Origin of the sequence: Kaistella montana (assembly GCF_024436175.1) — a bacterium.
Taxonomy (GTDB): domain Bacteria; phylum Bacteroidota; class Bacteroidia; order Flavobacteriales; family Weeksellaceae; genus Kaistella; species Kaistella montana.
Genome location: NZ_JANFQP010000002.1, coordinates 470,435 through 483,759, shown reverse-complemented (window position 1 = coordinate 483,759; position 13,325 = coordinate 470,435). Strand labels below are relative to the sequence as shown.

Sequence of the window (13,325 nt, the reverse complement as noted above, 5' to 3'; positions counted from 1 at the left end):
TTTTTTATTAATATCTTCGTTTTAAAATTTCCTTTTCAATGAAAAAACTAACTCTACTTTTTATCGTTCAAACCGTATTTTCTTTTGCTCAAGATTTTAAAACTCCCTACGAAAATGGCAACGGCAACCAAACCGTAACCTATGAAGAAATGGTGAAATATTATGATAATCTCGATCAAAATTTCGAAAGTATTTCCATTGAAAATTTCGGGAAAGATGATAACGGAGAACCGATCAAAGTTGTAGTTTTCACGCCTTCAAAAAGTAAAAATAATGCTACAATTCTCATTAATAACGGCATTCACCCCGGTGAACCCGACGGAATTGATGCCACTATGATGTTGATGCGGGATTTGGCTACAGGGAAAATTTCAAATAAAAATCTGAAAATTGCAGCCATCGAATCCTATAATATTTCCGGAATGTTGCGACGTGGAAAATTCAGCCGAGCCAACCAAAACGGTCCGGAAGAATACGGTTTTCGAGGAAATGCCAGAAATTTTGATCTGAACCGCGATTTCATCAAAAACGATTCGGAAAATGCCAAAAGTTTCCAACAGATTTTTCAACATTTCAAACCGATTTATTTTATTGATAATCATGTAAGTAACGGAGCGGATTACCAATATTTGTTCACCTATATTTCTACGAATAAAGAACGATTAGGAACGGTTTTAGGGAACTATTTTAATGAAAAAATGCAACCGGAAATTCTCAGTCATTTGGAGAAAAAAGGAATGCTCACCACGCCTTATGTCAATATCCACGGCGATTCTCCGGATGAAGGTTTTCCAGCGTTTATGGATTCTCCGCGTTATGCGACCGGTTACACCACGCTTTTCAACACTTTGGGAACCGTCGCCGAAACGCACATGTTGAAACCTTACAAAGACCGTATTGCTGCGACTTACGAGTATATGTTGAGTTCCATTCGTTTTGTGGAGAAAAATATTGGGGAAATCCGCAAGAAGATGGATGAAAACACCGCCAATTTGCAACCTGGAAATCAATATTCTTTGCAATGGAAATTGAATGAAAAGCAATTTCAACTGATTGATTTTAAAGGATATGAAGCCGGAATGAAAACCAGCGAAGTTTCCGGAAAACCGAGATTGTTTTACGACAGAACGAAACCTTTTACCCGAAAAGTGAAGTTTTTCGATGAATATACTTCCACCAAAAAAATCGCAATTCCGCGCTATTATGTGATTCCAAAATCGGAATATAAAGTGATTGAACATCTGAAAAGAAACAACATCAGCATGAAGGAAATTTCCAATGATTCTGTGATTTTCGTTGAACAATACCGAATTATTGACTTCAAAACAGTGAAAAATCCTTACGAAGGTCATTATCTTCATTATGAAACTCAAGTAAAATCTGATATTAAAAACAGAGCTTTCAGAAAAGGAGATTTTATAGTTTCTACCAAGCAATTTGGCGTGAAATATTTGCTCGAAACTTTGGAACCGGAAGCCACGGATTCCTTTTTCAATTGGAATTTCTTTGATGGAATTTTAGGACAAAAGGAATATTTTTCAGATTATGTTTTTGAAGATACCGCTGCAGAATTGCTCAAAAAAAATCAGGTTTTAAGAACCGCATTTGAAATGGAGAAAATTGCAAATCCAGCATTTGCAAAAGACGGAAAAGCCCAACTAGAGTGGATTTACAAGAATTCAGAATATTACGAAGGTTCGGTCAATCTTTATCCGATTTTCAGAATTCCTTAGTTGGAGTTTTTTTTAAACCGCAAAAGAAACAAAAGCTTTGTGTTTTAAAGTTTTTCAAAAATTGGAAAAATTGAGTTTTAGAGTTTTTGCAGTCTTTTGAAATGCTAATTTCCAATGATTTCTTTTGCCACTTTTGCGGTAAAAAAAACAGCAAACTTAAAATTTGCTGTTGAGTAAAATTATTTTGGAATGCCTTTTTTCAAAGCATAATTGGCTCTTTCAATGGCTTTTTTCTCTTTCCAGTCCATGTATTTTTTCTTGAATCTGGCTTTCATGAAATTATCAAAATTACGCTGAACGGTAAGATTCCAAAGCGAATGTGCTTTTACCGCCCAAGATTTATCCCAAGCTCGAAGTGAAATTGAAAAACTTCCGTCGAGATATTTCATCCAATGCCACCAACCGGTCGGCATAAACAATGTGTCGCCGTGTTCCAAGAAACATTCAACACCTTCCACTCCGTCTAAAGCCGGGAATTTTTCGAAATCGGGATTGGCGATATCAAAGTCTTCCAAAGCATAAGTCGCATAAGGAATTTTATAAAGTCGGTCTTTCCATTTATAATCAAAAAGCAAAATATGTTTTCTGCCATTGAAATGCGTGTGGAAAATATGCGCCATATCGATATCATAATGAAGAAAAGTCACCGAACCTTTCCCACCGAAAAACATATTCGGGAATTTATCGAGAAAACCACCCATCAGTTTTTTGGGTGAAATGTAATCTTCGAGAAGTTTCGGAGCAGACTTGATCGGGTCAAAAAGGAAAATTCGAAGATCGGTAGGTTCCCTTTGAATCAGGTCGATATAATCGGCGAATTTCATTTTAGCAGCCGAAGCATTGATCGGAGCGGCCGGATCTGCTTTAGAAGAATCATAAAGCGGTACTTCTACATCACCCACCACTTCTTTCATGTACTCCATCGTCCATTTTTGGTAAGCGGGCCAGTTTTTGGCCATATTCCGGATGACAACCGGCTTTCGGGGAAGTAAATATTTTTCCCGGAATTCTTCTTTGCTAATGTCTTCTACTACATCAATCGGCGTTAAATGAAGTCCCATATTAATTCAATGTTAAGCCGCAAAATTAGGAAAAAAGAATTTTTAACAACTCAAAACATTATAGTTTTTATCGAAAACAAAAGTAGATTTAATACGGAACCTTTTTGTTTATCATCTTCTTAGTGTAACAAAACCAAGGCAATACCTACTAATTTCAAAAAAATATTCATGAAATCGTTCTCTACTTTTTTCTCCATTTTCTTATTTTCAATGATGGCTTATGCGCAAACCACCGTTTCCGGAAAAATAACGGATGCAGACGGGCAACCAATTCCTAGCGCAAGTGTAACCATTGAAGAACAGGGCAAAGATGCTATTATGGCATACTCGATTACCAATTCTAAAGGTGAGTATAAAGTGACTTTCACTTCCGCTGAGCAAAATGTAGAATTGAAAGCCAAAGCTTTTAACCAAAAATCTCTTTTAAAAACCATTAAAAATCAGAATCAAAACCTCAATTTCACAATGGATTCTGATGCAACGGAAATTAAAGAGGTAAAACTGAAAACCAAACTTATTACCAAAAAAGGAGATACGATTTCTTATGATTTGAAAGCGTTTGAAAGCAAAGCAGACCGTACTTTGGCGGATGTTTTAAAGAAAATCCCCGGAATTGAAGTCAATGGTGATGGCTCGGTGCTTTATCAAGGAGAGCCGATCAATAAATTTTATGTGAACGGAAAAGATTTAATGGAAGGGGGTTACGGTACCGTGAATAATTCATTACCGAAAGATGCCGTTCAGAAAGTAGAAGTGATGGAAAATCACCAACCTGTGAAAATCCTTCAGGACAAAGTTCCTTCGGAAAACGCAGCGCTGAACGTAGTTTTAAAGAAAACCGTGACGATGACCGGAAGGGGAGAAGTTGGCGTAGGAATGGATCCGCTGCTTTGGAATGTGAAACTCACGCCGATGTTTTTCGGACAAAAAAACCAATGGGTGGTGAATTATAAAGCCAATAACAACGGTGAAAGTGTGGAAAAAGAAGGTAATCTTTTAGGTTTCGGAAGTCGCTGGGAAGGAAGAAGAAGCCAAGCTTCTCAAAAAAGTTGGACCAACCTCGAAACCGCCGATGTACCGAATGTTCCGGAGAAAAGATATTTGCAAAACAATGTTCATTATTTCTCAGCCAATCTATTGACCAATCCTTTCAAAAATAAAGAATGGGAACTGAAAGCCAACGCAAGTTATACCAACAACAGCATCGAAAGAAGCGACAACAAAGTTGAAATCTTTCAGGAAGGTTCGCCGAGATTGTCCACTGGTGGAGAATTGACGTCTTTTACTACCAATAATTTCTACACGAATGCTGCAAAAGGAGAATTGATTTTTACTAAAAACGCAAAAAAAGGCTTCTTTAAAAACACCACAACCTGGAATGGTTTCTGGAATGAAAGCGACGCGATGACCCAAAGAAATACCATTAAAGAGGATGTTTTGGGGAATACTTATGCTGAAAATCATTCTTCGGCTCAAGGTTTAAATTCTCCTTCAGGGATGATTCAGAACTCGTTGAGCGCGATTTTGCCTTGGAAAGAAAAGCTTTTCAATGTGATGAGTTATTTCAGTTATCAAACTGATAAACAAACGTTGACCATCAATCCTTCTTCTTACTTAAATATGGAAGGAAATTTTGCGGAAGCCGATCAATTCAATGTTTCCCAACAGTTTGCGAAATCAAATACTTTGATTGCGAATCACTCCGCTTCGGTTGGTTTTACCTATAAAAAATTCACTTTCACACCGGAAATCGGTCTCAATATGAGTTTCAATAATTTGGAATCGGTTTTATTGGGCGGAAACAGTGGATTTACAAGTTACGGATTTGACTATGAGAACGATATGAAATGGAATGAAGTGCAGCCCTACACCCAAGTCGGAATCAATTATAAATCGAATAATTTCAATTTAAGCCTCAATTTACCATTGAATTTTTATGGAATTACCTATAAAGACAACTTAAGAAATCAGTATTTAGACAACAACAAAACGGTTTTCGAGCCGAGCGTTTTTGCTTCTTATGATTTTGCTTCGTTTTTCAAATGGTGGGTTTTTGCCAATCAATCCTATGATTTCGGGAATTTCGGATTTTTATACGGTGGAAAAATGCTCACTTCACCTTTGGGACTTACGATGAGGTACGACGCTCAAAATCCTTTGATGCCGGAATATCTTTCCAGAAATTTAGGAACTCGATTGGAATACCGAAACCCGCTGAATAACGTCTTTTTCAATGTGAGATTTGGCTACAACACCAACGAAAGAAACATTATTGAAAAATTCACCGGACAAGGTTTTAGCTCGCAATTGTCTTTGGCAGCGATTGATAATACGGTGATTTCGAGAACTCAAAGTGCAGAAATTGGTAAATATTTCCCGAAATTCAAAACCAATGCTTCCCTTAATTTTTCGAACAGCAATTCCAATGGATTTACTTTTTATAATGATTTGCAAAGAACGAAATCGAACCGCCAAAATGTAGGATTTAAGTTTAATAACACTTATTTTTCTTGGTTAAGTGTCGATTACAACATCTCTTTGAACTGGACAGAAAACATCAACGAATCTTTCAATATTTCACAGAAAAATTCCGGTTGGAGCCACAATCTTGCCGCTTATGTTTATCCAATGGAGAACCACACGATTGGTTTCTTCTGGGACGATCTGAACACAAAATCAGGCAACGAAAGCTACCAAAACTCTTTCTATGACCTTTCTTATCAATATACTTGGTCTAAAAAGAAAATCGATTTCGAGATTAAATGGTTGAATATCGGCAACAAAAAAGCCTTCGAAGATATTTCCTACAGCCCGGAATTTTTGTTAACCACGAAACGAACCATGTACATTCGTCCAAGTCAAGTAATGTTCACTGTGAAATTTAATTTTAAATAAACCATGAAAAAGATTTCAGCATTATTTCTGTTATTGGGTTTGATTATTTCTGCACAGAATAATCGGGTGATTTATGAATATAAATTCGCGCCGGATTCTACCAAAATTGATAGCTTGAAAACCGAATGGATGTATCTCGATATCAATAAAAATGGCTCGAAATATTACAGCAAAAGCTCTTTTGAAAGCGATTCTATCGTCAATGAAAGTATAAAAAAACAAATGGCGGCAGGAATGAAAAGCATTTCGGTTTCCCGACAAAGCAATGGTGGTGAAATCAATTATGAAGTAGAAAAAACGTATCCGGATTACAAAACCTTTTTGGTTTCAAGCATCGGAAATGATTCCTATAAAGTTGCGGAAGACCGAAAACCCGACTGGAAAATCTTGCAGGAAAAAAAGAAAATCGGCGAATTCCAAGTCCAAAAAGCTACCACCAATTTTGCCGGAAGAAACTGGACCGCTTGGTTCACCATAGAAGTTCCGATTCAGGATGGGCCGTATAAATTCTCCGGACTTCCGGGACTGATTGTACAAATTGAAGATCAAACCGGAACCCATAAAATGGAATTGAAAGGCTTGAAAAAAATTCCCGAAACGAAAACTGAGGAGCTCAATACTCAAGGAAAAGATATTCCGTTTACCAGAAAAAAACCGTTGGAAGTGAATCGCTCGCAATATGTGAAACAGCTGAAACAATATCAAAATGATCCGGTACAAGGGATGCGCGAAATCTTGAACCGCCCAAATTCGAAAGTGATGATTAATGTGAATGGCAAAGAAATTTCGGATCCAAAAGATATTCTTCGTGAGCTGGAAAAAAATGCCAAAGAAGAAATGCAAAGCAACAACAATACCATAGAACTCATTCCATAAAAAATCCCGCTTTACCTTGGTAGAGCGGGATTCATCATTTATTTAACTTCTTTAAAACTAACTAAAAGCCTTGTTCATCGGCACTCGGTCCGTAACTTCCCGGAACGGGAATGTCGTTCAATCTATAATAAACACCCAACTGTGCTCTGTGGTGGGTAAGTTGGTTTAGAGCGTGGCGAATCGCGCTGTATTTCGTGTAATCAGCCAATACTTTTTCGCCCATATTCATGCTCCATTTTCCCTCCAAATCTTCCTCGGAAATCGCGTCTAAAGCGGCTTTGCTTTTGGCGTAATCTTCCTCGAATTTTTGTTGAAGTTCAGCTTTATTTGCCAAATGAGTCGGTTGGTAATCTCCTGCGGCAAAATCTAATTTATCAGTTTTCAAGATCATTTCCGGCCAACCCAAAATTTCTACAACGTGTGTTGCCAAAGGCATCAATTTCATGCTTTTTTCGTGTGGTGCGTATTCATTTTTCCCTTCGGGGAAGTTTTGGATGAATTTTGCGGTGGTTTGGTATTCTTGTTGGAGTTCTTCTTTCAGGTTATTTAAGGTATTCATTGTCAAAATTTTATGGAATAAAGTTATTTCGTTTTCCGGAAATCATCATCATAAAAAATGATAAAATTTTCTTAAAAATTTGTAACAAATTGATTTCTTTGTTTACTAATCTTTAAAATTATTGAAAATGAAAAAATTATTGTCTTTTGTTCTTCTCACCGCATTTTTTGTGAGCAATGCGCAGGAAACCGCAAACCGGTTTTTCTACGAACTTACCTTTAAACCAAAAAAAGAAGCTGAAACTACCGAAAAAGTAATGACGGTTTTAGATATCACCAAAGATAAATCCATCTACAGAGATTACACACTTTTGGCGCAAGATTCCATCTTGAAAGTTCAGGTTGAAGCGATGCAGAAATCGGGCGTTTTCAAAGATTTATCGAAATCGATCACTCAACCGAAATTCGCTTTTAAAGTGAGAAAAGCTTATCCTTCGATGAAATATACCTATAGCGAAACCATTTCAAGTGGATTTACTCCAATAGAAATAGGATATTCTCAGGATGCTAAAATTGTTTGGAAAATTGATGCTTCTGCGAAACAAACCATTGGTGCTTACAAAGCTCAAAAAGCTACGGCAGATTTCGGTGGTCGCCAATGGACAGCTTGGTTTACCAATGATATTCCTTTTCAGGATGGACCGTATAAATTCAGTGGTTTGCCGGGACTTATCGTGAAAATTGAAGATTCGGGAAAAAATTATTCTTGGGAATTAAAAGGAAATAAGAAAATAGAAAACTACAACGAAGTTCCTTACATTGAAACCGTTTCTTTCGGCGGAGGTGTAAAATTGACCGAAGTGTCTAAAGAAAAATTCGAGAAAACATACAACGATTACAAGAAAGATCCTTTCGCAACTGCAAGACCGATGCTGAAACCGGAAATGCTATCTCAAAAAATGCCAGGAAGCGATGTAACCATCGGGGAAATGGTTAAAGAACAAGAGAAAAAGCTGAAGGAATTTTACGAAGCAAACAATAATCCTATTGAAATCGAAACCGCTCCAGCGAAATCCGGCAAATAGAATTCATATCCACTAATATTATATTTTGACCCGAAGGCGTAAAGTTTTCGGGTTTTTTATATGAAGAATGTCAGTTTAAGGTAATTCCTTATTTAGATTTAATTTAAATAACTTATCTTTGCTTCTCAAAATAATTTGAATCTTGAAAAGAGATATTTCCAATAAATTATGCTGCTTTCCGAAAGAGAAAACCGGAAAAATTTTAGGTTACGAAAACGATGACCTGAAAATGCCCAACAAGATTATCGAGATGGGACTTCTTCCGGAAACTGTTTTCAGAATCCTTTATCAGGCGCCATTTAAAGGTCCGCTTTATATTGAGTTTGGCGACGAGAAAAGCAGAATTGCTCTTCGTGAAGAGGAAGCAAGATTTATTATTGTAGAATCGGTGTGATGCAAAAATCTTCCCAAAACAAGCAAATTCTTTTGGTCGGAAATCCCAACGTAGGGAAATCGACCGTTTTTAATCTGCTTTGCAACAAAAATCAAAAAACCGGAAATTACGCCGGAGTAACTGTAGCAAGCCATTCGGGAAACTACGAATACAACGGTGAAAATGTAGAAGTAATCGATTTGCCCGGTTCGTACAGTGTTTATCCAACTTCTGAGGATGAAGCTATTTTTTCTAAATTTTTAATTGAAGAACAACAGAATTATTCAGGTGTTGTTTATATTTTGGAAGCATTGAGCATCAAGCGAGGTTTGCTTCTTTTCCAACAAATTCAGGATTTGGGAATCCCGGGTTTATTGGTGGTGAACCAAATTGATCAGACTGAAAGACGAGGTATCAACATCAACCTTGATGAACTTTCAAAAGAATTGGGAGTGAAAGTTTTGCAAACCAACGCGAAACAAAATTTAGGAATTGATGAGTTGCGAGAAGCTATTTTTAATAATAATTTCACCAAATCGGAAACGGTTTCTTTCGAAATTCCTTTGGAACAGAAAGGATTGGTTTTCAAAATTTTATCTGAAACCAAAGAAGAAAATCAATACAAAATCTGGACGCTTCTTTCATCCGATACCTACATCGGAAAGCTTGAAACGGTAAAAGATCAGATGAATGATGATGAGGTTAAATGCCTGGTTCCGAAAAGATTACAGACTCAGGAAACAATCAGACGTTATCAAAGTATTGATAAAATTATCGCAAAAGTAATTTCTAAAAAGCCCCAATTCAAGGAACTTTTAACAGAAAAATTAGATAAAATCCTCGTTCACAAGTTCTGGGGATATGTGATTTTTGCTGCGATTTTGCTTTTCATCTTCCAAATGGTTTTCTTCATCGCCGCCTATCCGATGGATTGGATTGATAGCGCGACCAGCTGGATCGCAAGTTTTGCTGCTGAACATTTACCCGAAGGACCAATTAATTCGTTAATTTCCAACGGAATCATTCCAGGAGTTGGAGGAATTGTAATTTTTGCGCCACAAATCGGGATTTTGTTGTATTTCCTTTATTTGCTGGAAGATTCGGGTTATATGGCAAGAGTCATCTTCCTGATGGACCGTTTTCTGCGACCTTTCGGACTCAACGGGAAAAGTATTGTACCATTGGTTTCCGGAACGGCTTGTGCAATTCCGGCAATCATGTCGACCAGAAATATAGAGAATGTCAAGGAAAGACTGATTACCATCTTGGTAACGCCTTTTATGACGTGTTCTGCGCGGCTTCCTGTTTACAGCATTATCATCGGATTAATTATCCCCGACAAATATTTTGTGGGAATAAGCTATAAAGCTTTGGCTTTAATGGCCATGTACTTTTTGGGCTTTTTTACTTCATTGATGGCCTCTTTAATTCTTAAAAAAATCATTAAAAGCAAAGGGAAATCTTTCCTTGTGATGGATTTACCGACATATAAAATGCCTCTTTTCGGGTATGATTTTAAACTTACTTTGGGAAAGGTTTGGGAATTCATCACCGGCGCCGGTAAAATCATTTTTATCGTAAGTATTTTGATTTGGTTTTTCAGTTATTTCGGGCCGAAACAAAAGCCGAATGAGTTGGTGGCGACCGATGTGCATTTGGATCATTCTTATTTGGCAATAATGGGGAAATCCATCGAACCAGCGATTGCTCCTTTAGGTTATGACTGGAAAATGGGCGTTGGAATTTTGACCAGTTTCGTGGCGAGAGAAGTTTTTGTTGGAACCATGTCCACCCTTTATTCATTGGATGATGACGCTCCGGAAGGAAAAGTAATCGATAAAATGCGCAACGATGTGAAACCAAATGGTGAGAAAGTCTTCAGTTTTGCCACGGGAATTTCCATTTTGTTTTTCTATGCTTTTGCGATGCAGTGTGTATCTACTTTGGCCGTAGTTTATCGCGAAACAAAATCTCTGAAATGGACGATGGTTCAACTTTTCGGAATGTCTGGTTTGGCTTATATTGCGTCATTCATCGTATATCAAATCTTTAAATAATGGATACTTCTTTGATTTTACAATACGTAATAATCGCAGCAATTGTTTTGTTTGCAGGATATTCTTTGTTTAAAAACATCAGAAAGAATTTCACTTCCAAAAAATTCAAAAAAGGAAAACCGGGATGTGACTCGGATTGTGGTTGTTCCTAATTTCTAGTTTTTTGGGCTTCCATTTGTTTTTTCAGTTCGTTGATTTGTAATTGAAGCTTAACGATTTCCGAAGCATCCGTTTTGTCTGGCGCGTAATGCCATCGAAGATGAATATCATTGTTGAGTAAATTCGCTTTTTCAAGATTTCGCTCCGTAACAAAATTTTTAGTATTCAGAACGGTAATGTCGATCATTTTCTTTCCGTTTTCAATGGTTTCTTTATGGCTAACTATCGTCAGTTTTGGAAATTTTTTCTGAACTTCTTCGATATACAACGACGATTCATTTTTAAATTTTTCGGCATTCCATTTTCTTACCGTCAATAAGATACTTGGAATTAAAATAAGAATAGAAAGCATTGAAATGACCAGAATAATCTTCTTGTTATGCCGAAGTCCTCTTTCAAGATAAAACTTTTGATAGCCGAGAATCACACTCAAAATCCATGTTCCAACCCCGATGAAAAAACAATTGATGAGGTAAAAATACATCCCGCCAAAGAAATATTCCCAATTCCATGTCGCTAAACCGTATCCTGCTGTACAAAGTGGCGGAATACAAGCTGTGGAAACCGCAACTCCCGCAATCACCTTAATCGCTTCTTTTCGGATAATGCCTAAAAACCAAGCAAATCCGCCGAAAAGCGCTAAAAGACAGTCGAAAATGGTTGCTTCTTTGAAACTGGAAAGTTGGGAAGTTTCCGAATGAAAAGGAGAAATCAGAAAATAAACAGTAGAAGCCAGCAAACTGGTTCCGATCATAATTGCCCAGTTGTAAAGACTCAGATTTACGAGTTTTTTGTTGCCGATTGAAAGTCCGAAAGAAAGTCCGACAATCGGGCCCATCAATGGAGAAATCAGCATCGCTCCAATAACTGCCGCGGCGGAATTGATGTTCAAACCAATACATGCAATTCCCATCGAAATTACCAAAAGCCATAAATTATGCCCCCGAAAATAAACCCCTTCCTCTATTTCTGCAAAAGTGAATTCTTCATCTTCTTCTTTTGGGAGTCTTATTGTTTTGAGGATATTCGAAAAAGCCATTATAATTGTTTAGGACAAATTTAATTTTTTTAACAATATGAAAGGCGCTCCTCCAATCATTTATTCGTATTTTTGCACCAATTTAAACCTCTAATTTAAAATCAATTAGGCAATGTCTTTAATCAAAAGTATTTCAGGAATCCGCGGAACAATTGGTGGAAAAGTTGACGAAAATCTAACGCCACTGGATGTGGTAAAATTTACTTCCGCTTTCGGAACCTGGCTTCAAAATAATAAAAATAAAAAAGATTTAACCCTTGTGGTTGGCCGCGACGCCAGAATTTCCGGCTCGATGGTGAATTCGTTGGTGACTGCAACTTTGCAAGGATTAGGAATTAATGTTGTTGATTTAGGACTTTCTACCACGCCAACTGTTGAGGTGATGGTTCCTGAATTAAATGCAGATGGCGGAATTATCCTCACTGCATCTCACAACCCAAAACAATGGAACGCTTTGAAATTATTGAACGAAAAAGGCGAATTCATCAACGGCGAAAACGGAGCCGATGTTTTGGCTTTGGCTGAAAGTGAACATTTCAATTATGCAGAAGTTGATGATTTAGGAAAATATGAAACCCGCGATGATGCTTTTGATATTCACATCAAAAAAATCCTCGATTTACCGATGGTTGATGCAGAAGCCATCAAAGCTAAAAAATTCAAAGTGGTGGTTGATGCCGTGAATTCTACCGGTGGAATTGCCATTCCGCAACTTTTGGAAGAACTCGGGTGTGAAGTGGTAAAATTGTATTGCGAACCGAACGGACAGTTTCCACACAATCCGGAACCGTTGAAGGAACATTTGGGAGATATCTGTGAATTGGTGAAGAAAGAAAAAGCAGATTTAGGAATCGTTGTAGATCCCGATGTCGATCGTTTGGCTTTGGTCGATGAAAACGGCGAACTTTTCGGTGAAGAATACACTTTGGTAGCCGTTGCTGATTATCTTTTGAAGAATAAAAAAGGGTCAGCGATTTCCAATTTAAGTTCTAGCCGTGCGTTGAGAGATGTTGCGAGAAATTTAGGATCAGAATATTTCGCAAGTGCAGTAGGAGAGGTGAATGTAGTAACTTTAATGAAAGAGAAAAGCGCAGTGATCGGTGGCGAAGGAAACGGCGGAATTATCTATCCGGATCTTCATTACGGAAGAGATTCTTTGGTAGGGGTGGCTTTATTTTTGACCCATTTAGCAAAAGAAAACAAAACAGTTTCCGAATTGAGAGCGACTTACCCAAGTTATTTTATGGGGAAAAAGAAAATAGAGCTCACTCCAGATATCGATGTGGATGTGCTTTTAACTAAAATGGAAAAAGAATATCAAAACGAAGAGATTTCTACCGTTGATGGAGTGAAAATCGATTTCGAAAAGAATTGGGTTCATTTAAGAAAATCCAATACAGAACCGATTATCAGGATTTACACCGAAGCATTTTCTCAGGAAGAGGCTGATCAATTGGGAGATCAAATGATTGAAAAAATAAAAAGTTTGATTTAATATTAGATTTTTTATTAATTTTAATAAAGTATAAATAAAAAAGTTTTTTCAAAG

10 protein-coding genes are annotated in these 13,325 nt (G+C 37.2%); 7 read left to right on the top strand and 3 right to left on the bottom strand.

The genetic code is table 11. From position 1 onward, the window contains the following. Positions 1-38 precede the first annotated feature (38 nt). Positions 39-1,733 (top strand): M14 family zinc carboxypeptidase, encoded by a 1,695-nt coding sequence (locus tag NOV28_RS08450; RefSeq protein ID WP_255929700.1) that lies wholly within the window; start codon positions 39-41, stop codon positions 1,731-1,733. 179 nt (positions 1,734-1,912) lie between these two features. On the opposite strand, the gene NOV28_RS08445 is transcribed toward NOV28_RS08450, so the two are convergent. Further along, a complete protein-coding gene (locus NOV28_RS08445; RefSeq protein ID WP_255929698.1) occupies positions 1,913-2,794 on the bottom strand; it encodes a cupin-like domain-containing protein in 882 nt (293 codons plus the stop codon). Positions 2,795-2,962: 168 nt separating this feature from the next. Between NOV28_RS08445 and NOV28_RS08440 the strand changes: the two genes are divergently transcribed. Next, positions 2,963-5,689 carry a carboxypeptidase regulatory-like domain-containing protein gene (locus tag NOV28_RS08440; RefSeq protein ID WP_255929696.1) on the top strand — a complete coding sequence of 909 codons (2,727 nt, stop codon included), beginning with the start codon at positions 2,963-2,965 and terminating at the stop codon, positions 5,687-5,689. Between the two features lie 3 nt (positions 5,690-5,692). Beyond that, the gene (locus NOV28_RS08435; protein WP_255929694.1) at positions 5,693-6,565 is read left to right on the top strand and encodes a GLPGLI family protein; all 873 of its coding nucleotides are present in this window, start codon (positions 5,693-5,695) and stop codon (positions 6,563-6,565) included. Between the two features lie 61 nt (positions 6,566-6,626). Here the strand turns inward: NOV28_RS08435 and NOV28_RS08430 are convergent, their stop codons facing one another. Continuing rightward, on the bottom strand, positions 6,627-7,124 hold the full coding sequence (locus tag NOV28_RS08430; protein ID WP_255929692.1) for a DinB family protein: 498 nt from the start codon (positions 7,122-7,124) through the stop codon (positions 6,627-6,629). Positions 7,125-7,251: 127 nt separating this feature from the next. On the opposite strand from NOV28_RS08430, the gene NOV28_RS08425 reads away from it, so the two are divergent. The 3 genes from NOV28_RS08425 (at position 7,252) to feoB (ending at position 10,578) form a co-directional block, all read left to right on the top strand. Continuing rightward, positions 7,252-8,148 (top strand): GLPGLI family protein, encoded by an 897-nt coding sequence (locus NOV28_RS08425; RefSeq protein WP_255929691.1) that lies wholly within the window; start codon positions 7,252-7,254, stop codon positions 8,146-8,148. A 142-nt stretch (positions 8,149-8,290) separates the two neighbouring features. Continuing rightward, complete coding sequence (locus NOV28_RS08420; RefSeq protein ID WP_255929689.1) at positions 8,291-8,542, top strand: FeoA family protein; 252 nt, start codon at positions 8,291-8,293, stop codon at positions 8,540-8,542. Then, complete coding sequence (gene feoB, locus NOV28_RS08415; RefSeq protein WP_255929687.1) at positions 8,542-10,578, top strand: ferrous iron transport protein B; 2,037 nt, start codon at positions 8,542-8,544, stop codon at positions 10,576-10,578. The genes NOV28_RS08420 and feoB overlap by 1 nt, the downstream gene beginning before the upstream one ends. Before the next feature lie 148 nt (positions 10,579-10,726). Here the strand turns inward: feoB and NOV28_RS08410 are convergent, their stop codons facing one another. Continuing rightward, positions 10,727-11,776 (bottom strand): DUF389 domain-containing protein, encoded by a 1,050-nt coding sequence (locus NOV28_RS08410; RefSeq protein WP_255929685.1) that lies wholly within the window; start codon positions 11,774-11,776, stop codon positions 10,727-10,729. Between the two features lie 112 nt (positions 11,777-11,888). On the opposite strand from NOV28_RS08410, the gene glmM reads away from it, so the two are divergent. Beyond that, positions 11,889-13,271, top strand: coding sequence for a phosphoglucosamine mutase (gene glmM, locus NOV28_RS08405; RefSeq protein WP_255929683.1), 1,383 nt, complete (start codon positions 11,889-11,891; stop codon positions 13,269-13,271). Positions 13,272-13,325 lie beyond the last annotated feature (54 nt).